This is a genomic window from Nocardia sp. NPDC055002, from assembly GCF_053608825.1.
The window spans coordinates 69,060-93,043 of the sequence record NZ_JBSGWE010000002.1; the positions used below are offsets into that span (position 1 = coordinate 69,060).

At 68.0% G+C, this 23,984-nt stretch carries 23 protein-coding genes and 3 tRNA genes; 12 read left to right on the forward strand and 14 right to left on the reverse strand.

All coding sequences use genetic code 11. The annotated features are described in order from the left end of the window. The first annotated feature begins 73 nt into the window (after positions 1 to 73). On the forward strand, positions 74 to 463 hold the full coding sequence (locus ACWF99_RS07515; protein WP_452535953.1) for an Imm50 family immunity protein: 390 nt from the start codon (positions 74 to 76) through the stop codon (positions 461 to 463). A 57-nt stretch (positions 464 to 520) separates the two neighbouring features. Then, the gene (locus ACWF99_RS07520) at positions 521 to 1,009 is read left to right on the forward strand and encodes a hypothetical protein (protein ID WP_452535371.1); all 489 of its coding nucleotides are present in this window, start codon (positions 521 to 523) and stop codon (positions 1,007 to 1,009) included. A 107-nt stretch (positions 1,010 to 1,116) separates the two neighbouring features. On the opposite strand, the gene ACWF99_RS07525 is transcribed toward ACWF99_RS07520, so the two are convergent. Together ACWF99_RS07525 and ACWF99_RS07530 are read right to left on the reverse strand one after the other, a co-directional pair. Next, complete coding sequence (locus ACWF99_RS07525; protein WP_452535372.1) at positions 1,117 to 2,367, reverse strand: HRDC domain-containing protein; 1,251 nt, start codon at positions 2,365 to 2,367, stop codon at positions 1,117 to 1,119. A 22-nt stretch (positions 2,368 to 2,389) separates the two neighbouring features. Beyond that, on the reverse strand, positions 2,390 to 2,941 hold the full coding sequence (locus tag ACWF99_RS07530; protein ID WP_378628285.1) for a DUF3000 domain-containing protein: 552 nt from the start codon (positions 2,939 to 2,941) through the stop codon (positions 2,390 to 2,392). A gap of 317 nt (positions 2,942 to 3,258) precedes the next feature. Between ACWF99_RS07530 and hemE the strand changes: the two genes are divergently transcribed. From hemE to ACWF99_RS07545, 3 genes are all read left to right on the forward strand, one after another. Then, complete coding sequence (gene hemE, locus ACWF99_RS07535; RefSeq protein WP_378626723.1) at positions 3,259 to 4,314, forward strand: uroporphyrinogen decarboxylase; 1,056 nt, start codon at positions 3,259 to 3,261, stop codon at positions 4,312 to 4,314. 23 nt (positions 4,315 to 4,337) lie between these two features. Then, positions 4,338 to 5,699, forward strand: a complete 1,362-nt coding sequence (locus ACWF99_RS07540) for a protoporphyrinogen oxidase (protein ID WP_452535373.1) — start codon at positions 4,338 to 4,340, stop codon at positions 5,697 to 5,699. Between the two features lie 140 nt (positions 5,700 to 5,839). Next, the gene (locus tag ACWF99_RS07545) at positions 5,840 to 6,424 is read left to right on the forward strand and encodes an HAD family hydrolase (RefSeq protein ID WP_452535374.1); all 585 of its coding nucleotides are present in this window, start codon (positions 5,840 to 5,842) and stop codon (positions 6,422 to 6,424) included. 9 nt (positions 6,425 to 6,433) lie between these two features. On the opposite strand, the gene ACWF99_RS07550 is transcribed toward ACWF99_RS07545, so the two are convergent. Next, positions 6,434 to 6,838 carry a MerR family transcriptional regulator gene (locus tag ACWF99_RS07550; RefSeq protein WP_378626727.1) on the reverse strand — a complete coding sequence of 135 codons (405 nt, stop codon included), beginning with the start codon at positions 6,836 to 6,838 and terminating at the stop codon, positions 6,434 to 6,436. A gap of 55 nt (positions 6,839 to 6,893) precedes the next feature. Here ACWF99_RS07550 and ACWF99_RS07555 point away from each other — a divergent pair, with 55 nt between their 5' ends. From ACWF99_RS07555 to hemQ, 3 genes are read left to right on the forward strand one after another with little or no spacing between them, the layout of a single operon-like run. Further along, on the forward strand, positions 6,894 to 7,856 hold the full coding sequence (locus tag ACWF99_RS07555; protein ID WP_452535375.1) for an oxidoreductase: 963 nt from the start codon (positions 6,894 to 6,896) through the stop codon (positions 7,854 to 7,856). Between the two features lie 53 nt (positions 7,857 to 7,909). Then, complete coding sequence (locus tag ACWF99_RS07560; RefSeq protein WP_378626730.1) at positions 7,910 to 8,068, forward strand: hypothetical protein; 159 nt, start codon at positions 7,910 to 7,912, stop codon at positions 8,066 to 8,068. Between the two features lie 43 nt (positions 8,069 to 8,111). Next, positions 8,112 to 8,807, forward strand: a complete 696-nt coding sequence (gene hemQ / locus ACWF99_RS07565; protein WP_452535376.1) for a hydrogen peroxide-dependent heme synthase — start codon at positions 8,112 to 8,114, stop codon at positions 8,805 to 8,807. A 78-nt stretch (positions 8,808 to 8,885) separates the two neighbouring features. Here the strand turns inward: hemQ and msrB are convergent, their stop codons facing one another. The 4 genes from msrB to ACWF99_RS07585 form a co-directional block, all read right to left on the reverse strand. After that, positions 8,886 to 9,314, reverse strand: a complete 429-nt coding sequence (gene msrB, locus ACWF99_RS07570; RefSeq protein ID WP_378626732.1) for a peptide-methionine (R)-S-oxide reductase MsrB — start codon at positions 9,312 to 9,314, stop codon at positions 8,886 to 8,888. A 60-nt stretch (positions 9,315 to 9,374) separates the two neighbouring features. Next, entirely contained in the window at positions 9,375 to 10,706 is a 1,332-nt protein-coding gene (locus tag ACWF99_RS07575) for a glycosyltransferase family 87 protein (protein ID WP_378626733.1), read from the reverse strand. 84 nt (positions 10,707 to 10,790) lie between these two features. Beyond that, positions 10,791 to 12,344: an alpha/beta hydrolase gene (locus tag ACWF99_RS07580; protein WP_378626735.1), complete on the reverse strand. Its 1,554-nt coding sequence runs from the start codon at positions 12,342 to 12,344 to the stop codon at positions 10,791 to 10,793. Between the two features lie 32 nt (positions 12,345 to 12,376). After that, entirely contained in the window at positions 12,377 to 13,138 is a 762-nt protein-coding gene (locus ACWF99_RS07585) for a pyrimidine reductase family protein (protein WP_452535377.1), read from the reverse strand. A 35-nt stretch (positions 13,139 to 13,173) separates the two neighbouring features. On the opposite strand from ACWF99_RS07585, the gene zapE reads away from it, so the two are divergent. Then, entirely contained in the window at positions 13,174 to 14,193 is a 1,020-nt protein-coding gene (gene zapE / locus ACWF99_RS07590; protein WP_452535378.1) for a cell division protein ZapE, read from the forward strand. Positions 14,194 to 14,206: 13 nt separating this feature from the next. Here zapE and ACWF99_RS07595 read toward each other — a convergent pair whose 3' ends face one another. Next, positions 14,207 to 14,746, reverse strand: a complete 540-nt coding sequence (locus tag ACWF99_RS07595) for a GNAT family N-acetyltransferase (RefSeq protein ID WP_378626740.1) — start codon at positions 14,744 to 14,746, stop codon at positions 14,207 to 14,209. A gap of 152 nt (positions 14,747 to 14,898) precedes the next feature. Here ACWF99_RS07595 and ACWF99_RS07600 point away from each other — a divergent pair, with 152 nt between their 5' ends. Both ACWF99_RS07600 and ACWF99_RS07605 read left to right on the forward strand, forming a co-directional pair. Further along, positions 14,899 to 16,407 carry a flavin-containing monooxygenase gene (locus tag ACWF99_RS07600; protein ID WP_452535379.1) on the forward strand — a complete coding sequence of 503 codons (1,509 nt, stop codon included), beginning with the start codon at positions 14,899 to 14,901 and terminating at the stop codon, positions 16,405 to 16,407. A gap of 63 nt (positions 16,408 to 16,470) precedes the next feature. Next, on the forward strand, positions 16,471 to 17,415 hold the full coding sequence (locus ACWF99_RS07605; protein ID WP_452535381.1) for a LysR family transcriptional regulator: 945 nt from the start codon (positions 16,471 to 16,473) through the stop codon (positions 17,413 to 17,415). 95 nt (positions 17,416 to 17,510) lie between these two features. Here ACWF99_RS07605 and ACWF99_RS07610 read toward each other — a convergent pair whose 3' ends face one another. Continuing rightward, positions 17,511 to 19,544, reverse strand: coding sequence for a hypothetical protein (locus ACWF99_RS07610; protein WP_452535383.1), 2,034 nt, complete (start codon positions 19,542 to 19,544; stop codon positions 17,511 to 17,513). A gap of 374 nt (positions 19,545 to 19,918) precedes the next feature. Between ACWF99_RS07610 and ACWF99_RS07615 the strand changes: the two genes are divergently transcribed. Continuing rightward, a complete protein-coding gene (locus ACWF99_RS07615) occupies positions 19,919 to 20,872 on the forward strand; it encodes a hypothetical protein (RefSeq protein WP_452535384.1) in 954 nt (317 codons plus the stop codon). Here ACWF99_RS07615 and ACWF99_RS07620 read toward each other — a convergent pair. From ACWF99_RS07620 to ACWF99_RS07640, 5 genes are all read right to left on the reverse strand, one after another. After that, positions 20,838 to 22,031: a hypothetical protein gene (locus ACWF99_RS07620; protein ID WP_452535385.1), complete on the reverse strand. Its 1,194-nt coding sequence runs from the start codon at positions 22,029 to 22,031 to the stop codon at positions 20,838 to 20,840. The two genes, ACWF99_RS07615 and ACWF99_RS07620, sit on opposite strands and share 35 nt — an antisense overlap. Before the next feature lie 52 nt (positions 22,032 to 22,083). Further along, a complete protein-coding gene (gene mraY / locus ACWF99_RS07625; RefSeq protein ID WP_378658313.1) occupies positions 22,084 to 23,157 on the reverse strand; it encodes a phospho-N-acetylmuramoyl-pentapeptide-transferase in 1,074 nt (357 codons plus the stop codon). Positions 23,158 to 23,336: 179 nt separating this feature from the next. Continuing rightward, positions 23,337 to 23,411 (reverse strand) — tRNA-Val (locus ACWF99_RS07630). Position 23,412: 1 nt separating this feature from the next. Next, positions 23,413 to 23,483: transfer RNA gene (locus tag ACWF99_RS07635), tRNA-Cys, on the reverse strand. Between the two features lie 40 nt (positions 23,484 to 23,523). Beyond that, a tRNA-Gly gene (locus tag ACWF99_RS07640) sits at positions 23,524 to 23,595 on the reverse strand. Positions 23,596 to 23,984: the final 389 nt, after the last annotated feature.

Below are 23,984 nucleotides of genomic sequence, written 5' to 3' on the forward strand. Positions count from 1 at the left end.
ACTCGATATATGACAGAACTTGACGGCAACTTTAAATGGCAGGGGGCGGAAGGTGAAGTGGTTCGAAGCCCTGGTGGACTCGCGTTGTGTACGAGCAGTATTCGGAGCAGCCACTCCGTCATTGGAAGGCGTTGTGCTCCATGAGGTTCGCCTACGCCGAGACGGGCCAAGCGTGTACCTCCGTTTCGACCTTCGTGAGTTCCCTGTTGATCCACCGAGGAAATGGGCAAATTTCGGTTACAATACAGTGCAGATAGAGCTGAACCTCTACGGCGTCTATAGTGTCGAAATATCGAACCTGGGCACCGAATCCGTGATTGATCTCAATCTATCGACTTGTGTCCGCGATGGAAAGAGAGTCGTGCATGCGCGGACCTCCGAGAATTCCGCAACCCACTTGGATGTGGTGGCCGGGTCGGTCAGCGTTTCGAAGATGTCGGCCTACACGGACGATTCTCCATGAACGCCGCATGTACCGACTCGCTGGAGATGACGTTATGCCGAGATTTCGAGTTTGTTGATGAAGAAGAAGTTCGTTATTGGCCTATACTCGGCAGAATTCTATCCAAGATGGAGCGATGAGGTAGGCGAAGACCGTCCATGTAATAGTCGGAATATCGCCTTGGCCACATTCCTACACGATAGTTCGACTGTGCGTAGAGTGGACGTAAAGACGGGATATGGCGCTGTCCTACCATTGTTTGTGCACTGGAGCGACGGAACGGATCTCGATGCCCTCGATCGGAAGATTGTCGATGGTCTTCCGCACTACGTCGACTTCGACGGTGCGCTATTCGGCACCGACGTTCCAGTTAAATGCTTCAACTGTGGGGCGCGATTTATAGGAATTGTAGTGGAGATCGCAGTATCGATTGTCGAACACAGGGAAACGCGGTCTCGTGACCACAAGTATGTGGAGTGCTGTCCGGTCTGCGAGAAGCGGTGGCGCACCGATGTTCTCGAACTGATTGTGCAGGTTATGCCAGGTAGCTCGCGGGAAGCAGGGTGACAGACGAGCGGGTTCAGCTCGTCGGGGAAGTGGGCGACCTACCGACGAAGAACTCGTCGAATCCGTCCGCACCATCTTGGCGGAAGTGAACTCGTCGTAGGTCGGCGTCAGGTGGCCGCCGGCGTCAGGGCCTTGGCTAGGGCAGGGACCGCGAGGGTGCGTTGCCATGGCCGCGCACCGCCGGCGAGGAGGAAGGCCTCGATCTTCGCGGACAACTCTTCGGGAGTGCCGACATTCTTGTAATCGGGGAGTCCGTCCCAGCAGAGACGGCGGACCAACTCGGGGGACAGGAGGTTCTCTACCGGGATGGAGTGTTCGGTGGAGAGTTCGCCCATGGCGCCGCGGGCGGTGGTGAGGCGGGCGGCGGCGATGGGGTCGCGGCGTTCCCAGCGGTTGACCGGTGGTGGGCCGTCGAAGGGGAGGGTGAGTGGGGGGAGTTGCTTGTCGGGGAGGGTGCGGCCTCGTTCGACGGCGGCCAGCCAGTCGCGGGAGTAGCGGCGTTGGCGGGGGCCACCGAAGACGGGGAGGGTGCGCAGTTGGGCGATCGAGCGGGGTTCGCTGGTGGCGGCGGTGACGATGGCCGAGTCGGGCAGGATGCGGGCGGGGGCGACGTCGCGGGCGCGGGCGAGTTCGTCGCGCGTGGTCCACAGTTCGCGCACGATCGCCAGTTGGCGGGTGCGGCGCAGGGTGTGGATGCCGGAGGTGCGGCGCCAGCGGTCGGCTTTCGGAGTGGGCGGGTCCATGGTGCGGACGTGCTCGAATTCCTCTGCGGCCCAGTCGAGTTTGCCCTGGGCGTTGAGGTCGGCGGCGACGGTGTCGCGGAGTTCGAGGAGTAGTTCGACGTCGAGGGCGGCGTAGTTGAGCCATTCGTCGGGCAGTGGGCGGCTCGACCAGTCGGCGGCGCCGTGGCCCTTGCGCAGGGAGCGGCCGAGGAGGTTTTCGACCATCGCGGCCAGGCCGACGCGTTCGTAGCCGGCGATGCGGCCGCCGAGTTCGGTGTCGAACAGCCGGGCGGGGCGCAAACCCAGTTCGGCGAGGCCGGGCAGGTCCTGGTCGGCGGAGTGCAGGACCCATTCGAGGTCGTTGATCGCTTCGGCCAGCGGGGTCAGCGCGTCGGTGACGGGGATCGGGTCGATGAGGAACGAGCCCGCACCCTCACGGCGGAGCTGGATCAGGTACGCCCGTGCCGAATAGCGGAAACCGGACGCGCGTTCGGCGTCGACAGCCAGGGGGCCGGTGCCCGCGGCGAGGGTTTTGGCGGCCGCGGCGACCTCGTCGGCGGTCGCCAGCACAGGTGGAACCCCCTCGGCGGGGGCGAGCAGGGGCTCTGCTGCGGTGGGTTCCTCGGCGACCGACATAAACGTGAACTCTACGTGGCGATCAAGGGCGATCGGTGCGGGTATAGGACTCCGGTCGTAAATGAGTGACCCCGGCGGGGGGTAACCCGGCGGCGAAGGCGAGCACTTCGCAGAACGCTTCGACGTGTCGGCGCATCTCGGTGGTCGTGGCCGTCCACGATGCGCGCAGTTCGAGCTGGTGCGCGCGGGGTGGGCCCGCGATATCGCCGTAGCGGACCGAACTGGTCGCGGTGACCGTGCCGCCGAGGGCGGTGAACGGTTCGCCGCGCGATTCGAGGGAGTCGACCAGCCAGCTCCACGCCACCTCGGGTAAGAGGGGATCGGCGGCCAATGCGGCGTCGATGTCGGCCTGGATGTAGGCGACGAGCCGGAACACACCGTTCCAGGCCTCGTCACCGTCGGGGTCGTGGAGCAGGATCAGCCTGCCGAACGCGTCGCCCTCGGAGTCGGTGGGCACCATCGGACTGTCGGGGTGGATGACCTCCGCCCCGAGCGCATAGGAGAACGGCGCCAACCGTTGCGGGGGACGGATCGGCGCCAGCTCGATTCGGGGGTGCACTGTTGCGGTGCCCATCGCATCGACCGCCGCCCGAAAAGAAGCAGGCTCGCGGGGCGTTCCCCCGGTCGGTGCGGCGCCGTCGCGGATGTCGAGCGGTGTCACGAGGAGGAACGGTAGACCGTGGGTGCCCGGCGCCGTCGGAGGCGCGCCGCCGTGCGCGTTGCGTACGGGTCGCGTTGCGGAGGGTGCATTCTCGGCGTCGGCGCGATGCACGATGTGCGACGTGAACGGGGTCGGCGGGTATCGGTGACTCGACCGGTTGAACGTGTGGTCGGTCCCACACCCGCCTGGGCGTGAGGTTCCCGCGGACCCGACGCTTAGGATGAACGGCGATGAGCACTTACACCCGCCGCCGGTTGACCGATGCCCCTTTCCTGGCCGCCGCCACCGGCGCGACGCCCAGCAGGCGCCCGGTGTGGTTCATGCGTCAGGCCGGCCGGTCACTGCCGGAGTACCGCGAACTGCGCAAGGGCATCGGCATGCTCGAGTCGTGCTTCGACCCGGAGCTGGTGTGTGAGATCACCATGCAGCCGATCCGCCGCCACGGCGTCGACGCGGCAATCCTGTTCTCCGACATCGTCGTTCCGCTCAAGGCCGCGGGCATCGACCTCGACATCGTGCCCGGTGTCGGCCCGGTCATCGCCTCCCCGGTACGCACCGAAGCCGACGTGCGCGCGCTGCCGCGGCTGCGGCCCGAAGAGGTCGGCGCGGTCACCGAAGGCGTCCGACTGCTCACCGGCGCGCTCGGCGACACCCCGCTCATCGGTTTCGCGGGCGCCCCGTTCACCCTCGCCTCCTACCTGGTGGAAGGCGGGCCGAGCAAGCAGCACGAGCGCACCAAGGCGATGATGCACGCCGACCCGAAGACCTGGCACGCTCTGCTCGGCGCCCTCACCGACATCACCATCGCGTTCCTGCAGGCCCAGTTGTCGGCCGGGGTCGACGCGGTGCAGCTGTTCGATTCCTGGGCGGGCGCCCTCTCGCTGGCCGACTACCGCGAGTACGTGCTGCCGCATTCGGAGCGGGTGTTCGCCGAGGTGGCCTCGGCCGGGGTGCCGCGCATTCACTTCGGCGTCGGCACGGGCGAACTGCTGGGTGCCATGGGTGAGGCCGGTGCCGATGTGGTCGGTGTCGACTGGCGGGTGCCGCTCACCGATGCGGTGCGCCGGGTCGGTGCCGGAAAAGGCTTGCAGGGCAATCTGGATCCCGCGATCCTGTTCGCCGGGTTCGACGCCGTCGAGGCCGAGACGCGGCGGATCGTGCGCGAAGCCGACGAGGCGATCACGCTCGGCGCGACCGGGCACATCTTCAACCTGGGCCACGGCGTGCTGCCCGACACCGATCCCGGCGTGCTGACGGAGCTGGTCGAGTTGGTGCACTCGCTGTAAAACCGCCCCGCTACGGTCGTGGCATGAGGATCGCGGTCGTCGGTGGCGGAATCAGCGGGCTCGTCGCGGCCTATCGGTTGCGGCAGCGGCTGGGGGACAGCGTCGATATCGTCGTGCTCGAGCAGAGCGGACGAGTCGGCGGGGTGCTGCACACCCGTGAATTGGCCGGGGAGCCGGTCGATCTCGGCGCCGAGGCGTTCGTGGGGCGCAGGCCCGAGGTGATCGAGTTGATGGGCGAACTCGGCTTGGCGGACCAGTTGGTGCGACCGGCCGGGAAGCGGCCGCTGATCTGGGCGCAGGGGTCGGCGCATCCGCTGCCGGGGCGCACCCTGATGGGGATTCCGTCTGATGCCGAGTCGCTGCGCGGGCTGGTCGACGATGCGACGCTGGATCGGGTCGCCACCGAGGCGCAGCGTCCGCTGCACTGGGAGCCGGGCTCTGACGTCGACGTGCAGACCCTGGTGGGTGACCGTTTCGGCAGGCAGGTCGTCGAGCGCAGTGTCGATCCGCTGCTGGGCGGGGTGTATGCGGGGATCAGTGCCTCCATCGGTGTCCGCGCCGCGTTACCCACTCTTGCCGCAGCACTCGACGACGGCGCGGCGAGTCTCACGGAGGCTGTGGGTGCGGCGATGCCCGCGCCCAGCTCGGCCCCGGTGTTCGGTGGGCTGCGCGACGGCTACGGCGCCCTGCTGGCCGCACTGGCCCAGGCTTCGGGCGCACGTTTCGTCACGACCACGGCCGCGACCCGAATCGCGCGCGGACCCCATGGCTGGGTGGTCGACCCGGTCGGCGCCGTCGAGGGTGTCGTCATCGCGACGCCCGCCCCGGTGACCGCCCGCCTGCTGCACTACGTGGCGCCCGAGGCCGCCCGCCTCGCCGCGGGCATCGAGCTGTCCTCGTCGGCGCTGGTCGCGATGGCCCTGCCACGCGACACCGCACTACCGGACAACTCCGGCATCCTCGTCGCCACCGGAGAACCTTTGCGCGCCAAGGCGTTCACCCTGTCCAGCCGCAAATGGCCGCATCTGGCCGAGCGTGACGTCGCGCTGGTCCGCGCCTCCTTCGGCCGCCTCGGCGACGACAAGCCGCTCTCCTGGACCGACGACGACCTCATCGCGGCGGCTGTCGCCGACCTGTCCACCGTCACCGGCATCCCGATCACCCCGATCGAAGCGGTCGTCCAACGCTGGCCCGGTGGCCTTCCGCAGTACGCCCCCGGCCATACCGAGCGGATCGCGGCTCTCGAGTCGGCTGTCGCCGCCCTCGACGGCATCGCGGTAGCGGGCGCCTACCTGCACGGCGTCGGTGTTCCCGCCTGCGTCGCCTCGGGAACCGCCGCCGCAGCACGAGTGGCTACCGCGTACATCGCGAGCACGCAGCGCTGATCCCGATTCCGGCGACAACCGGGCGTGTGCGCCGATCCGTTCCGGTACCTCGATCCGGCCTGGCTTCGCGCCGGGTCCTCGGCGCTACCTGTGCCGCGTGATCGCTGTGAGTCACCCAGCGGCACAGGCAGACTGGGACGATGCGGAGATTCGAAGCGGTGCTGTGTGATCTCGACGGCGTGCTCCGTCAATTCGACCACGACCGTCAGCGCGAGATCGAGGAGCGCTACGGGCTGCCCGTGCTGGCCACCGCCTTCGCCCCGGAACAGATCCGCCCGGCCATCCTCGGACAGGCCACCGCCGAACAGTGGCTGGCCTCGATCACCGCGGCGCTCGGCGGTCACCCCGACGCGGCCCGGGCGGTCGACGCCTTCGCCGCCGTCGACTTCTGGGTCGACGAAAAGGTCAGGGATCTGCTGACAGAGGTCCGCACGCGGGTGCCGCTGGTCTTGGTCACCAACGCGATGGACAACCTCGACGTCCACCTGAGCCGGATGCGCCTCACCGATTTCGCCGACACCGTGATCAGCAGCGCCGCCGTCGGTGTCGCGAAACCGGACCTGCGCATCTACGAGATCGCCGCCGAAGCGGCCGGTGTCGCGCCGGACCGCTGTGTGTTCATCGACGACCGGCCGGAGAACGTGGCTGCGGCACAATCGCTCGGCATGGTCGGCATCCACTACCGCGGGATCGACGATCTGGCGGTACTCGGCGCGAAGGCCTGAAACTCGCCCTCAGGTCGGCTCGGGGGACCAGACTCCGACCGCGGTTCCCTCGTCGACATGCTTGCGATACGTAACGACCTTGTTGTGGATGACGTCGAGATCGGCCGTCAGTTCGGCCAGCCGGTCGCGAACGGACTGTTCGTGAGCCTCGAGCAGGGCCAGCCTTTCTCGCTCGTTTCCTGGACCTGAGCGAACGAGCCCCGCGAAGGTCCGCAAGGTGGCGATGGGCATGCCGGACTCGCGTAGGCGGTTGCAGAGCAGGAGCCATTCGACATCGGCCTGCGCGTAGACGCGCTGTCCACCGGGAGACCGGGGGATCGGGCGCAACAGAAGTTCTTCCCGTTCGAAGTATCGCAAGGCGTGCACCCCGAGGCCGGTGGCTCGCCCGACGTCACCGATAGACAGCCCGTTCATCTCGTGCGTCCTCACAGCTTGACCTAGATCGCACTCTAGCTTCTACCGTCAGCTCATGGCGATCGCAGAGCAGCACAGAATCGGTAGCGGGTTCGGACCGCGCAGCACGGTCGACGAGGTCGTCGCCGGCGTCGACCTGTCGGGAAAGACGGTCCTGGTCACCGGTGGTTATTCAGGTCTCGGCAAGGAGGCCACCGTGGCGTTGGCGCGTGCCGGGGCGCAGGTGCTCGTGCCTGCCCGCCGGGTCGAAGCGGCGCGAAAAGCGCTGTGCGACATCGATAACGCGAAGGTCGCTGAACTCGACCTGGCCGATCTCGACAGCGTGCGGGTGTTCAGTGAACGCTTTCTCGATACCGGCCGGACCATCGACGTCGTCATCGCGAACGCCGGGGTCATGGCCTACCCGCGCCGGCAGGTCGGGCCGGGCTGGGAAGCGCACTTCGCGATCAATCATCTCGGGCACTTCGCACTGGTCAACCGTTTGCGTCCGGCGTTGACCCGGAGCGGGGCTCGTGTGGTGGCGGTGGCATCGTCGGGCCACTTCCTGTCCGATATCCGCTGGAACGACCTACATTTCAGCCGCGACTACGACACCTGGCGAGCCTACGGTCAGTCCAAAACCGCCAACGCGCTGTTCGCCACCCACCTCGACGCGATCGGCGCGGCAGCGGGGATCAACGCGTACTCCGTGCACCCGGGCAGCATCCTCACGCCACTGCAACGCCATATCGCCCGTGCGGAACAGATCTCGCAGGGCTGGATCGGCAGTGACGGCAATCAGGCCGAGGGCTTCAAAACCCCGGCGCAGGGGGCGGCGACCGCAGTCTGGGCGGCGACCGCCGCACCGCTCGCGGGGCATGGCGGTGCGTATTGCCAGGATTGCGATGTCGCCGAAGTCGCCACCGACGACGACATGCTCGCCGGCGGCGTGAAGCCGTGGGCCGTCGACCCCGCTGCCGCCGCCCGTCTCTGGACTCTGTCCAGTGAGCTCACCGGACTTGACAGCTTCTCCGGCTGACCAGCGGCGTGTCAGCGGGCATCGGCGATAGCGGTACTGCATGATCGCCCGCTGTGACCATTGCCGGTGAGCAGCGCAACGAGCGAAGCCTGATCCTCGATCCCGATCTCGGGCCGGTCGAACTTCACGACGGTGAGGCGACGACAGTGACCTCGGTGTTCGGCAGTGACGAGTCGTCGCCGTGGCGGGCGAGCAGACCGGTAGGAGACTGAGCCCCGACAGCGGGCGAAAACGCCGCAGTGGCACCATAGATCCATGGCGCGACTCGACTACCAGGCTCTCAACTCCACCATTCGCTACCTGATGTTCTCGGTGTTCCAGGTTCAGCCGGGCGTGCTCGGTGAGGACCGGGCCGGGGCGATCAAGGAGGCGCAGGAGTTCTTCGACGGACTCGCCGACAAGGGCGTGGTGCTGCGCGGGATCTACGACGTGGCGGGGCTGCGGGCCGACGCCGATTTCATGCTGTGGACCCATGCCGAGCGGGTCGAGGACCTGCAAGCCGCCTACGCGGATTTCCGCCGCACGACCGAACTCGGCCGCGCGAGCGCTCCGGTCTGGAGCAATGTGGCGGTGCACCGGCCCGCGGAGTTCAACAAGAGCCACATTCCGGCGTTCCTGGCAGGCGAGGACGCGGGGAACTACATCTGCGTCTACCCGTTCGTGCGGTCCTACGAGTGGTACCTGCTCCCCGACGAGGAGCGGCGCAAGATGCTCGCCGATCACGGCAAGGCCGCGCGCGGGTACCCGGACGTGCGGGCCAACACCGTGAGCTCGATGGCGCTGGGCGATTACGAGTGGATCCTCGCCTTCGAGGCCCCCGAACTGCACCGGATCGTGGACCTGATGCGTGATCTGCGGGCCACCGAGGCGCGGTTGCACGTGCGCGAAGAGGTGCCGTTCTTCACCGGTCCGCGCGTCGAGGTCGAACAGTTGCTCACCGCACTGCCGTAAGCGGCGCAAACACCGAAGGCCCTCTCGTGGAGAGGGCCTTTCTTCTCGGCCTGGGACGTGCGCGGTCTCGTGTGACCGTTATTCGGCGGCGGGCTTCAGGCGCAACGAGATCGAGTTGATGCAGTACCGCTGGTCGGTGGGCGTCGGGTAGCCCTCGCCTTCGAAGACGTGCCCGAGGTGGCTGTGGCAGTTCGCGCAGACCACCTCGACCCGGCGCATCCCCAGGGTGTCGTCGGGCTTGAGGATCACCGCGTCGGAATCGGCGGGATCGAAGAACGACGGCCACCCGCAGTGCGAGTCGAATTTCTCTGTGCTGCGGAACAATTCGGCGTCGCAGGCGCGACAGGTGTAGACGCCCTCGGTCTTGGTGTCGGTGTATTCGCCGATGAACGGGCGCTCGGTGGCGGCCTCGCGCAGGACCGCGTATTCCTCGGGATCCAGTTTCGCCCGCCATTGCTGCGGCGTCAGCTGGATGCGCGGCGTGGGCAACGAAGTATCGGAACTCATGGCTCCACGCTAATGGTTTCGGCCGGTGCGCGCCGTGAGCGGTGCGTCACCGGCCGATAACTACTTGAGCGCGGGCTCGCGATCCTCGACCGGAGCCACCGGATCCTCGCGAGGAGGCGCAGTGTCCTCGACCGGCGCGACGGGCGCGGGCTCATCGGTGCCGTCCCGCGAATCGGGCGCGTTCGCGATCCACGTCGGGTCGATCCCGAACTGCAGCCTGCCCTCACGACGTGCCGCCAGATACCGGTCGCCGAGTACACAGAACACGACGATGAGCAGCAGGCCCCAGCCGAAGGTCACCCGCAGGTATTCGAGATTGCGGCCGACGCCCTGCCAGCGATCGGAGAGCCACTTGTCGTAGGTCATGAACCCGAAGATCGCCAGCCACGCGGGCCAGTTACGCAACACGGAATTGCGCAGCACCACGGTCATCAGGAACGGGAACACCATCATGGAGTAGTACATCTGGCCCAGCGAGGGCAGCAGGAACCACGCGGTGAGCAACACCCCGGAGAACGTGGTGACGAAGAACAGCTCGTCGTGACGGTAGTAGCGCCACAGCAGCCACAGCGATACCGCGACCACACCGGCCATCAAGACCTTGACCAGCAGGATCAGCCATTCGGGCAATCCGTAGTAGAGCCCGTTGCCGCCCACCGAACTGTTGAAGTAGTCGCGGGTCTCAGCCAGATAGGGCATCACGTGCGTGAAGAACTTCTCGGGGTCCGCCGACAGCGGCCAGGCGATCGCAGTGAGCGCCACCGGCACACCGAGCGCCGTGATGAACACCTTCCACTGGCCGCGAACGGCTGCGACCAGCAGTAACGGCGCCAGCGTCGGTTTCACCGCGATGCTCAATCCCAGCGCCACGCCTGCCCAGAGGTCCCGGCGCGCCAGCAGGAGCGTGATGAACACCAACTCGGCCAGCAGCAGGCAGCCGTTGACGTTGGTGAAGACCAACGTATTGGTCACCGTCTCGGAAGCGAACATCGCCAGCAGCAGCGCGGGCGCGGCGATGGAGCCCAGACCGAACTTGAACAGGCGCAGCAGCAGATACCAGGCCAGCAGAATCGCCACGGCGTTGAGCCCGATGAACAGCCAGCGTGACAGCTCGTAGTCGATGATCGCGACCGGTGCGATCAGCAGCGTTCCACTCGGATAGTAGAGATAGTGCGGGTCGACCGACGAGAAGTCGGCGGTGTACAGCGGCCTGCCGTTCAGGAACTCGAACGAGGCGTTGTACACAGGCCGGTAGTCGTCGGTGACGAAACCGTTGATCGCCTTGATGAAGACGCGGTTCAGCACCATCATGACCGCGAAGGGCCAGAGTGCGAACTTGATCACCTCGGCGGAGGTGCGAGCGGTACGGGGCTCGAGCTGTCGGAACAACACTGGGGCACGGTACACCGAATCGGGTTGCGATGGTGTCGCCGGACCCGTATGACGCGCCGGAACCGGGTGGTTGCCCCGACCGGATCAGGCCGGGCAGGCACCGCCGTCGGCGGGCAGTTTCCCCTCGGCGAGGTAGTCGTTGACGGCCTTCTGCGCGCACCCGGAGTGGGTGACGACCGGATGGCCCCAGCCCTGCCAGGTCATCGTGGCATGCCGAGCGCCCGCCGAGCCGAGCGCACCGGTCACCGAGGCGGCGGCCCCGCCGACGATCGGATCGGCGGCACCGGCGAACACCAGTACCGGCAAGTCGAGTTTTGTGGGCAGCGGCGCCGCCGTGGAGACCGGCCAGGCCGAGCAGACCATCAGCCCGATGGCGGCATTGCGCCCGAATACCGGATATTTGCTCGCCCACGTCTCGCTGAGTTCACGGGCCTTGTCCGCGGTCGGGGGCTGCTGGCTGTCGGTGCACCGGTTGACGAATTCGCCGTCGGAGGTGATCGCGGCGGCTTCACGCACGACCATCGCCGACAGCGGTCCGCGATCGCCACGGTCGGCGGCGGCGAGGATGTCGGCCATGGCGGTGACCCGATTCGCCTGGTCGCCGCGGGGGCTGGACAGGAAACCGGTGAGCGCGGTCGACAGGTCAGCGGCCGAGATATCGCCGAGCCCGCCGCTGTTCGCCTTGTTCATCAGCGCCACGACCGCCGCCCGCGGATCGGCGCCGAGTGCGCAGTTGGCGGCCTTGCAGCGCTGCGCGAACGCGGTGAGGGCAGCTTCGGCGCCGGTGACGCGTGCCTCGGCCATGGTGGTGGCATCCGCGCCGACGGGTTCGGGGGCGTCGAGCACGAGGCGGGCCAGGTGATCGCCGTAGCGGCGGGCGTAGCTCAGGGCCACCTTGGCGCCGTTGCCCGCGCCGAGCACGTTGATCTTCTCGACCTGCCATTGCTTGCGCAGCTGTTCGATGTCGTCGGCGGCGTGCGGCGCGTCGAACGTGCCCTCGTAGGGCTGCAGGAAATCGCGGCAGGCGATGGTGGCGTCCTGGCTGAAGCCCGCGACGGCGCCGACCTGATCGGCGTTGCCCACCCCGGTCTGGCCGAGGTCGGTCATCACCGCGCGCAGCTGCGCCGGAATGCAGTCGATCGGCTGGGAGGCGCCGATGCCGCGTCGATCCACCGCGACGATCGGCTGCGCGGCCAGCAAGGCGCTGTTGGGTCCGATCGCCAGACCGGCCAACGTCGAGGCCGACGAACGGTCCGAACCGGAGGTGAGCACCAACGGGGCCGCGTCGGTGGGCGTCTGCGGCAGGCGAGCGCGCAGGGCGCCGGCCCGGAACGTGCCGAGTACGGTGCCCGCGGTATCGATCGGGGTCGAGAATTCGGCGCAGTCGAGGACCAGGCCCGCCGGAGCGGCGCCGAAGTCGAGCGAGCTCAACGTGGCCGCGGTGCAATCACGCCAGGCCAGATCGGTTTTGGGCACCTCGGCCTTGGCCAGGTCCTGCGGTGCGGGCGCTTCGGTCTGCGCGCCGCCTGCCCCGGGACGCTCGACGGCGACGACGGGTCGATCCGACGGTCCGGCCCCACAGCCCGCGAGCATGATCGACAGTGTCGCGGCCGTTGCCGCGGCCCGAGTCCAACGCATGCGCTACACACTGCCAGGTTCGGCGCCAGGTTTCATCGACGGGCCCAACGGGCCGCGACGGTGCCGTCCTCGGCGAGCACCAGCTGCTTGCGCGTCATCGGCAGGTCGAAAGTGCTCGCCGACAGCGAGATTCGCCCGCCCGCGCCCCCGACCAGCATCGGGGCGGTGGTCAGGCAGAGCTCGTCGATCAGGCCCGCCTCGGCCAGCTGCCCGAAAAGATGCGGTCCGCCTTCACACAGCACCCGGTGCAGGCCGCGCTCGGCGAACACCCGGACCAGCGCGGCGGGCATGATCGCGGCCTCACCGGCGACCACTATCTGCGCGCCCGCGTCCTCGAGCGCACTGATCTGCTTCGGGTCCGCGTGGCTGGTGGTGATGATCAGCGGCGGCACCTCGGCGTCGGTGAAGAACTTCGACTCCGGATCGAGCTTGGCGGTCGCGGTGACCACCGCGATCGGTGGCGGGGTGCCGTCGGGGTGACCACCGATTCCGTGCCGATGGTGCGCGATGCGCCGTTGCGGGTCGGGATGCGCGCCGCCGTAGTTCTCCGCGCGCAGGGTGCCCGCGCCGATCACGATCACGTCGGCCAGTTCACGCAGGACCGTGAACACTGTCTTGTCCGCCTCGGTGCCCAAGCCTCCGGAAACACCGTCGATGGTGAACGCGCCGTCGATGCTGCTGACGAAGTTCGCCCGCACCCACGGACCGTCCAGATGCCGTGGGTAGGCATAGCACCTGGCCAGTGCGTCGGCGTCGAGGTCTGCGAGCTGGGTCACATTGTGGATACGCTGCATAGGGATCGATGCAACCACGTCCGTACGATTTGTCCATGCAAGAACGCCTTGTCGATCGCCATCCGGAGGTCCCGGCCGACCAACTCGTCGCGCAGATGGTGCCTCCGCCCATGTTCGACGAGGTCAGCTTCGCCTCCTACATCCCCGACCCCAACGAACCGAGCCAAGCGGCCGCGGTCGCCAAGGCCGAGCAATTCGCAGGTCAGGTGGCGAAGATCCACAAGGCCGCCTCGAAGAAGAGCCTCTTCGGCAAGAAGAAGGCCGTCTCGGGCGCGGGCCTGTATCTCGACGGCGGCTTCGGTGTCGGCAAGACCCACCTGCTCGCCTCGATCTTCCACAGCTCCCCGGCGCCCAAGTCGTTCGGCACCTTCGGTGAGGTCACCAACCTGGTCGGCGCACTGGGCTTCAGCAACGCCGTCGAGCGGCTCTCGGCCAACAGCGTGCTGTGCATCGACGAGTTCGAACTCGACGATCCGGGCGACACGATGCTGGTCTCGCGGCTGCTCACCGAGCTGTCGGCCCGCGGTGTCTCCATCGTGGCGACGTCGAACACGCTGCCCGGCCAGCTGGGCGAAGGGCGTTTCGCGGCTTCGGACTTCCTGCGCGAGATCAAGAAGCTCGGCTCGATCTTCGACCCGGTCCGCGTCGACGGGCCCGACTACCGGCACCGCGACCTGCCGCCCGCCCCGGAACCCACCTCGAACGACCTGCTCGTCGAGCGTGCGGCGACCACTCCGGGCTCCACCCTCGACGAATTCGACGTGCTGCTGAAGCATCTGAGCACGCTGCACCCGTCCAAGTTCGGCGCGCTGATCCAGGGCGTGGCCTCGGTGTTCATCTCCGACGTGCACACCGTGACCGATCAGGCCGTCGCGCTGCGCGTGGTCGTGCTGGCCGACCGCCTCTACGACGCGAGCATCCCGGTGACGGTTTCGGGCGTCAAGCTCGACGAGATCTTCTCGAAGGAGATGCTCGACGGCGGCTACCGCAAGAAGTACCTGCGCGCGATCTCGCGTCTGCTCGCGCTCTCGCGCTTCGAGGCCGCGGCCGCCTGACCCCCGCGGCGGGTCAGAGCGCGCGTTCGAAGACGAAATCGGAGTGCAGCTGGTTGCCGACCGTGAACGTCTTGGTGCCCACCTGCCGAAAGCCGTGCTTGGCGTAGAACTTCTGCGCGCGCTCGTTGGCCTGGTTGACTCCTAGCCACACCGTCTCGCCGCCCGAGTCGCGCGCGGTGTCGACCACGGCGTCCATCAATGCCGCGGCGACGCCGCTGCCGTGGTGTCCGGGCAGGACATACATCTTGCTCAGTTCCACCACCTCGCCCGCGCTCACCTGCGCGGCGACGTCGGGGTCGCTCGGCCTGCCCGCGATGAGCATGGCGTAGCCGACGATCTCGTCGCCTTCGACGGCCTTGAGCACGGTCCTGGCCGGGTCGGACAGGTATTCGCCGAAGCGTTCGCCCGACAGCATCTGGTCGAGGAAGATCTCGATATCGCTCGCGGTGGCCTCGGGCGGGCAGGCGAGCGGAAATGTCGCGGCGGCCACATCGCTGAGCGCCTCGGCGTCCCAGAGTCCGGCTCGGTCGACGATGACGGAACTGTTGGTCATCCTTCCAGTACAGCACGGGTCACCCCGGCCGCGGCGCGACTGTGGATCGCGACAGCGCGGCGGCACAACGGCTGGGTCGGGCACTGTCGCACAGACTGTGGGCTGTCCAGCGCGGTGGCACCTCACCTACTGGTCCGAGTAGTCTCCTGCGCATGACGAGCGGTAGCCGCATCGGGATCGTCGGTGCGGGAGTGGCGGGTTTGGCCTGCGCGAAGGTATTGAGTCAGGCGGGGTTCCCGGTCGAAGTCTTCGACCGGGCCCCCGACGTCGGCGGTGTGTGGAGTGCCACCCGCCGGTATCCAGGACTTCGCGCGCAGAACAGCAAATCCACGTACGCGTTCAGCGATCACCCGATGCCCGAGGATTTCCCCCGCTGGCCGGACGGCCAGCAGATGCAGGCCTACCTGGCCGGATACGTGCAGGAGTTCGGCCTCGGCCCGCACCTGCGCCTCGGCACCGAGGTGGTGGCGGCCGACCCGGTCGACAGCGGCTGGCTGCTCGAGATCCGCGACCACATGGGTGTGCACCGCACCACCTGCGATCACCTGATCGTCGCCAACGGCGTTTACAGCGACCCGGTGATGCCGGCCCTGGCCGGTGCCGCGGCGTTCCGTGCCGCGGGTGGGCGACTGTGCCATGTCTCGGAATTCCACGATGTCGAACAGGCGCGTGATCGTTCGGTGGTCGTGCTGGGCTACGGCAAGTCCGCGTGCGATGTGGCCGAGTCCGTCAGCCACATCGCCGACGAGACCACCGTGGTGGCGCGCAGACTCACCTGGAAGATGCCGCGCAAGCTCGGTTTCGGCGCCGACTACGAGCGTCTGCTGCTGACCCGCGCGGGGGAGGCGCACTTCCCGTCCCGCTTCCCGCACCGCGTCGAACGGCTGCTCGACCGTCTCGCGCTGCGCCAGTCGAACATGGACCTGCTGCAGGAGCGGGTGACGCGCAAGCTGCGGCTGCGTGAGCTCGATCTGGTACCGACGAGCCCGATCTCCGAGATCGGCACCAGCAGCGCGAGCCTGGCCACCGAAGGCTTCGCCGAGCAGGTCGAGGCGGGCCGGATCAGCGTGCACCGCGACACCGAGATCACCGAACTGATCGGTGGACCGCACGGACCCGCGGTGCGTCTGGCCGACGGCAGCCTGAAACTGGCCGAGATCGTCCTCTGCGCCACCGGATACCGGCAGGAGGTGCCGTTCCTCACCCCGTTCGTGCGGCGCGCCCTCACCGACGACGTGAGCGATTTCCGGCTCTACCGCCACATCCTGCCGGTGGAGATCCCCAATCTGAGCTTCGCCGGTTACAACAGCTCGAATGTGAGCGCCCTCAGCGCCGAGGTGGGCGCGCACTGGATCGCCGGGCTGCTCACGGGCCGGTTCGTGCCGCCGATGGCCGAGCTGATGAACAACGAGATCGATGCGCGCCTGGAGTGGTCGCGTGAACGCAGCGAGGGCAACCACGCGCACGGTGCCTCGGTGGTCCCGTTCTCGCTGGCCAATATCGACGAGATGCTCGACGATCTCGGCACACCGCTGCCGTTGATGTCGCGGCTGGCGCAGTGGGTGCGACCCGTGCGGCCGTCGTCCTACCGCGGGGTGCTGCGCAATCGCGCGGTGGCGGCCCCGGTGGCGCCCGCACCGGCGCCCGTAGCGGAGCGGTAGCCGACACGCCGGATCGCCGTCGGCAACGCCGACGGCGATCGGTGCGTTGGTGATAATCCTCGCGTGGACGCGCTGGATCTGAACCTGCTGCTCGCTCTCGACGCGCTGCTCGACACCAACAGCGTGACCGAGGCGGCCAGGCGACTGCACACCTCGACCTCGGCGATGAGTCGCACCCTCACCCGGCTGCGCGAGGTTCTCGGCGATCCGCTGCTCGTTCGCTCGGGCAGACAGATGGTGCCCACGCCGCGGGCGCTCGAATTGCGCCACGATGTGGCGAGCCTGGTCGATCAGGGTCGGTCGCTGCTCACCGCCCGCGACGGGAACGGGCCGGGCAGACATCGTGATTTCGTTGTCCGCGTGGGTGATTCGGTCGGCGCGAGCCTGTCCGGTCCGCTACTGGCGGCGGTCCACGCAGAGCTGCCAGGGGTGACCGTGCGGCTGCTCGCCGCCGACGCCGCCGACGGTGCGGTGGCGCTGCGCGACGGCCGGGTCGACGTCGAAGTCGGCATGATCGGGCAGACCGACCCGGAGACGGTGGTCAAGCGCCTGTTCACCGACCGCTGGATCGGCGTCGCCGCGCCCGACCACCCGTTCGCTGTCGACCGCCCCACCGTCGCCGCCTACGCCTCGGCCCGCCATCTGGAGGTTTCGCCCACCGGTCGCACGCGCGGCGCGATCGACGACCGCCTCGCCCTGCACGGCCGCACCCGCCGCGTGGTCGCCACCGTCGCCGACCTGCCCACCGCGCTGCTCACCCTCGCGTCGACCGAATTGATCTGCCCGGCACCGGAACTCCTGTCCCGCGCCGCACGCACCGCGCTCGGCTTGGCGATGTTCGAGATCCCGCTGCCGCTGCCCGCCCCCGTGGTCGCGATGGCGTGGCATCCACGCAACACCGCCGACGCCGGTCACCGCGCTCTACGTGACCTCATCGGCACCGTCCTGCACGAACCTCCGAAGCCGGAGGCCGATCCGGGTCTGGTCCCGCTGGCGAAGCCTGCCTGACGGGCGACCTGTCAGCCTCTCGCGCATGACCGGTACGAGGTGGACGCACGGACTGATGTGCACAGCGTTCGCGGTCGCGACGTTTCTCGCTGCGCCTAACCCACGTCCGGGGTCGGTGGGCCGAACACGTCGCGGCGGCCCGGCGGGAGACCGGCCGATCGTTTCAGCTCGTCGAGCATGGCCTGCAGCTTGTCGACATGGGCGCGTTCGATGTCGAAGGCACGGTAGGTGCCGGTGACGGTGATGCCGGCCGAGTCGGTGGCGGTGGGCGGAACCGGGTCGGAGGCAGCGCGTGCGAGGGGATCGGGATTGCTCGCCGATCCATCGCGCCCGGTCGGCAGGCCGAGAGTCGGTGGATCGAAGTCCGCGGACGGGTGGTCGTGGTCGGTGAGCGTCGCGTGGTTGTTGCGTGGTGCCTGGTCGGGCAGGGCGCCGGTGTTCGCCGGTCGATCGGTGCTCGGGAACGCGGTGCTGTCGCCGACACCGTTGACGTGCGATGAACCGGGGGTGCGCGCCGGTTCCGCCGGCGTCTGGTTCGGCTGCGTGGTGAGTTCTGCCGGGGGAGTGAGGCGTGGGGGCGGCCCGGAGGCGGCCGGCGGCTCGGGTGATTCACCGGTGGTCATGCGGTCACGCGGGGTGAAATCGTCGAAGAGGGATTCGGCGCGGCGCGCGGAGTCGGTGGTGAAGCCGTTGCGTGCGTGCCCGTTTCGGTCCGGGGCCGGCGACGTGGGTGCCGGATCATCGGTGAAAGACCAGTGGATGCCGTTGGCGGTATTGCCTACGGGCTGCGCATCCACCGACGTGTCCGGGCGGATTTCACCCGCCAGCGGGGAATGGGAGTCGAATCCGTTGACCGGCTTGCCATTCGGGGGCGTCGCGGATCGCTCACCGGTGAATCCCGACGGCGAGTGGTCGTCGGCGGCATGGACGGGTTCCGTCGGCGCGGGCCGTGCGACACCGTTCCCGTTGGGGGACAGCTCCTCCGGCGACGGAACGCGCAGTCGGCCGTCTCCTGTCACCGAGCTCTCCGTCGGCTTCTTGACCGGGCGAGCGCGCTCGATCACAGCATCGGGGCTGATTTCCGCCGTCAGCGGATCTCCGGGCGCCGGGCGCGCCGACTGGGCTTCGGCCGGTGAGCTCGGATCATGCTTCCTCGCACCGGAACCGAGCCCGAAGCCGTTGGGACCGCTCTCGCGCACGACAGCGCTCACCTCCGCGCTCCCCGGCAGTGGTCCGTCGGTAGCGGATGAGGCCGTGCTGTTGTCGTTGACACCTGACGTGGCCGGGCGATCCTCGGAGAGCACCGTCGCGGTGGGCTTCGTGGCTGTCGACGCACTCGTTCCCGGCGCGGGGTCGACAACAGGTGCCGTCAGCACGGTGCCGATCACCGCGGGCACCGGTGTGCCGTTTCGTGTGGACGCGATGTCACCGGCGACACCCTTCGCGGTGCCGTTGGTCCCGTTCGTCGACGTCGGATTGCCGGCCGAGACCCGCTCGCCGGTACTGCTGAGCCGCACGGGCGCGGGTCGACGGCTCGGCGGTTCGCTACCGGCGGCATTGCCGCCGACCGTGACTGCCGAATCGGTGTCGAACGACGCCGGTTGCCCCAGGGGCGCGGCCGCCGCCTCCGCCGTGCGCGGGATCGGTGTCGCGGCCAGCGCGGTGGGATCGCCGAGGTGATCGGTGGTCGGCCGGACAGGGGAGTTGCGGCGTTCGAGCGGTGGCCGGGACCTGTCGATATCGCGGTCCCGGTGCGGCGGTAAGGACTCGGGGGCCGCTTGGTGGTCGTCGAGCCCGTCGGCCGCGCGTTCGGCGGCCTCCGCGGCTTCGCGAATTTCGCGGCGGCTGGGCGTGCTCCGCGCCGGACGGCCGGAATCGGGCTCACCGTCGTTGTCGAGGGCGTCGAGCCGGGAACTCAGGCGTGAAATGTCCTGTGACGCACGAAATGCCCAGGATTCCAGCCGCCTGATCCGGGTGTGGTCGGGCAGATCCTCGTCGACCGGGAAGGTGGGCACATCGAGCTGGACCCGCGCGGCGACGATATCGAGCTTGTCGCTGACTTCGCGCAGCGCCGTGGCGATACTCGCCAGCATCGACCCGATGGACTCGTCGTGCTCAGCGTGGTTCATGCACACCCTACTTCCCGTGGTCGCCCGAGCGTGCCCGCCTCGGCCGCAGCGATCATATCCACCGGAGCAACAGCACGCGTTGTCGTGACCGCTTACGCGACGCGCCGAACTGATTCGCAATCAGGATGAAACGGACATGCAACAGGCCGGGTCTGTGTATCGAAATGATCAAGAATTGGGCGTCTTCGTGCGACGTTGGCACAATGAAATGGCTTGATATACAGGCAGAGTCGCGTTTGTGATCTCAATCACCGGGCGATGACGCACCCGAACGCGGGTCAAGGGGGCTGGCGCCTTTTCGATGGCTGCGGGAACCTGATGTCCAGGACGTGCGCGTGAGCCTACGACGGGTCCCTTGGTGAGGGAGTGATGGTGTGAGGACGAAGCGGCTGAGCGAGACCCAGGTGGCGTGTGGACGTCGAGCGCTGCTCGACGAACTGGGGATTTCCGAGGGCAGCCGCCGCGCCGTGACCGAACGCACCGGATATGGCTGTGGTTGCCCCGAATGTGCGGCAACCCAATGGAATACGCAGCGTCTCGAGCACTGGATCTGCGGCAGGCTCACGGCGGCGGGCGCCGACGAGGCCGAGGTCGACGCACAGATCGGCGACATCCCCGTCGATATCTACTGGCGCCGCGGCGACCGGCGCTGCGTGGTCGAGGTGCGCAGTGGCCCCCTCGACATCACCGCGGCCCGCGCGCACCGGAAACGCCTGCAGGCGGCCGGAATCGACGATGTGCTGTGGGTGTGCCCGCAGGGTTTCTGGGTGCCGCTGGTCCCCGCGGTCGGCATCGCCGATTTCGCGCCCGCGGCCGCCGATTACCGCATCGACCAGGGCATGCTCGCCGCGGGCAAGACCGGTTTCGCCGCGCCGGCCGGCGGCAGTACCGAGTTGCGTGATTTTCTCCAAGACTGGGTGTCCGGCGAAATGCACTGGGGGCACGCGGATCTCACGACAGGAGGGTGGTCCGACGTGGGCACCTGGGAACGGCACACCGCGGCGCAGGCCGCGATGATCGAGCACCAGCGCACCGAGTTGCGCGATCAGCGGGTGGAGCTGGCGGTCTCGCGCCAGGCCGTGCGCGACAAGCAGCGACTGGTGGGCCGTCTGCACAACCGGATCGATCGGGCCGGGGTGAACGCCGACGCCGAAGCCATCACCATGGCCGGACTGCGCAGCGAGCTCCTCGCCCAGCAGCGGGTCGCGGCGGGCCTGCGCGCGAGCATCGGGCGGATGGATCGCACCCTGAATCAGTGGCAGTGGCTCACCTGCTGCGCGATGCTGCTCGTCCTCACCGTGATGGTCGGCGCGATGGTGATGCGCTGAGCCGCATCGGCAACCGGTCCCACTGCCAGTCGTAGCGGAGTACGAGACCAGCGAGGTCGAGGAGGTCGAGGCCGGTTTCCGTGCTGACCGTGGCCAGCGCCTGCCGATCGTAGGGACCCTGCTCCAGGTCTGTGGCCAGGCGTTGCTCGATCGAGGCGTCGACCGGGCGGGCTTCGAGCTGGGATGTACCGATCGCGCTCCCGGTCCAGACGAGCCAGCCCCAGCCGTGCTCGCGTGCGTAGGCGCGGCCGAGTTCGCTCTGGATCCGGTTGCGGTGGAAAGCTGTGCGGCCCAGCGGTACCACGTCGATGAGCACCGTGCGGCCGTCGGTGAGCTGTGCGGCCACGGCCGGATAGTGCACCTGGTCTTCGTCGGCGAAGCGGTAGGTCAGTGCGGTCGGTTCTTCCTGGAACGCCGCCACCGCCGGGTCGGCGTCGAGGGTTCGCAGTAGCCGGGCCGCCATGGCCGAGTCGTAGGCGACGTCGCGGCCCGCCTTCGCCAGGTAGAACCGGCCGCGGCCGTCGTCGTCACCGTCGGCCACGCGCGCCGACTCCGTGGGCAGTGGGGCGGGCGACCCGGTCGCCCACTCGACCTCGGCCAGCAGCGCCCGCAGATCGTCGGCGCCGTCCGTCGGCACCTGGAGCTTGGCCAAGATGCTGGCAGTCTTCTTCTGCCAGCCCAGGATTCGCTGCATCACATAGCCGGCCACCCGCTTGGCGTCGCCCGGTTCGTGTCCGGCCAGCCGGAGCTTGAGGTAGGACCATTCCATGGCGACCAGGTCGGTATCGGTCGCGTAGGTCTCGGCCAGCAGCATGCGCACCAGACGCAGATCGCCCGCCTCGACCGGATAGCGGTGCGCGAACACCTGCGCCGACCGGTGTCCGGCGCGGGCGGCGTCGCGCACGATCCGCCCGACCGCTTTGGCGTACAGCTGGCGGACCCTGTCACGGGCCAGGTCGTAGCGTGCGCCGATCCGGGTGAGGGTCTCCGGGCGCTGCCCCCCGATCCCGAGGCGCAACGCGACGATCCGCGCGTCGCGGGCGGCGCGCTCGGCATGCTCGGTGAGGAGTTCGCCGACCAGATCGTCGAGCTCCTCGAGCTCGAACGAGACGTCTCCGGCGATATCGTGACCCGGTGGCCTGACGATCTCGGCACTCACAGCGGCGACCTCCCTCGCTCGATCGAGTCAGCGTAGCCGCAGGCCCCGACAACTAGAGCGAGGTCAGGTACTCGCTGTAGAACAGGCACAGCCCCGTCGCCGACGCGATCCCGGCCAGCACCCAGAACCGGATGATCACCGCGGTCTCGGGCCAGTTGTTGAGCTCGAAGTGATGATGGAACGGCGCCATCCGGAACAGCCGGGTATGCGTCGTGCGGAACACCACGATCTGCAACACCACCGACATGATCTCGGCGACGAACAGCGCCCCGATCACCACGGCCAGCAGTTCGGTGCGGCTGGTGATCGACAGCCCGGCCAGCAGCCCGCCGAGGCCGAGCGACCCGGTATCGCCCATGAAGATCTTGGCCGGCGCCGCGTTCCACCACAGGAAACCGATGCACGCCGCCGCGCCCGCCGCACTGACCATCGCCAGGTCGAGCGGATCGCGCACCGTGTAGCAGGCGCGTCCGGGACTGATCTCGCACGAGTTGTCGTACTGCCACAGCGTGATCACCACGTACGCGCCGAGCGTGAGGCTCATCGACCCGGCCGCGAGTCCGTCGAGACCGTCGGTGATGTTCACCGCGTTCGACCACGCGACCACCAGCAACACGATGAATGCCACGAAGAACAGCGACGCGAAGGTGATGGTGTTGATGTCGCGGACATAGGACAGGTTGCGACCGGCGGGCGTGAGCCCCGTAGCGCCGGGAAACCGCAGCACGAGCACAGCGAACACCACCGCGGCACCGATCTGCCCGATGTATTTGCCCGCCGCGGTCAATCCGAGATTGCGGTGCTTGCGCAGCTTGATGGAGTCGTCGAGGAAACCCACCACACCCAGCGCCGACGCCAGCAGCAGTACCAGCACCCCCGACGCGCTCGGCCCCGGCGCGTCCCACAGCAACCCGATCAGATGCGACCCGAGATACCCGGCCCACACTCCTGCCCCGATCGCCAGCCCGCCCATCGTGGGCGTTCCGCGTTTGGCCTGATGGCTGGCAGGCCCGTCGATCCGGATCTCCTGCCCGAACCCTCGTCGTGCGAAGACCCGGATCAGCCCCGGCGTGAGCGTGATGGTGACGACAAGAGCGATCCCCGCCGATAACAGGATCTGCCTCACTCGATTGCCCCTCCATGCCGCCGGTCCCACACCGGACCCGCCCGGCGATGCCGTGTGCCGATACTAGGGGAGCTCACCGGAAAACCGCGCCGAGAGTGATCTGGGTTACAGGCTCGTCTCGCTCGACCGGTAACGCAAACAAGTCAGGCCCCCTCGAAAGGGGGCCTGACTCGGTACGGTGGTGCGCGATACTGGGATTGAACCAGTGACCTCTTCCGTGTCAGGGAAGCGCTCTCCCGCTGAGCTAATCGCGCGAGGTGGAGACGGGAATCGAACCCGTGTGCACGGCTTTGCAGGCCGTTGCCTCACCACTCGGCCACTCCACCGTACAAAGGAGGATGGGGCTAGTGCCTTACCTACCTCTCGAGCGGATGACGAGATTCGAACTCGCGACCCTCACCTTGGCAAGGTGATGCGCTACCACTGCGCCACATCCGCATTTACTTCACACTTAGGGGAGCGGCTCGGCCTGGCGGCTTTGCTGCTCTCTGCGGTGCGATGAGAACATTAGCCGACGTTCGACGCAGACTACAAATCGCCTGGTAAACCGCCCTAAATATGAATTACACGCATGTCGCCCACGTCGACCCGGGTCTCCGCGCCGCCCAGTGACCCCTCGTCTCCACATCGTGAAACATAGATATGCGCATCTAGCCATGATATCGCCCGAGGGGCGAATGTGGGGACCATCGATCGCCCGTTCGCGCGCACACGCGCGCGAACGCGAGCGCCGGCCCGGCGAAGTTCCTTCGCCGAAACCCCGCTTCACAAGGCGATTTGGTGTCATCCCGGCCCCCCGTGCTAATGTTCCATCTCGTTCGAGCGGC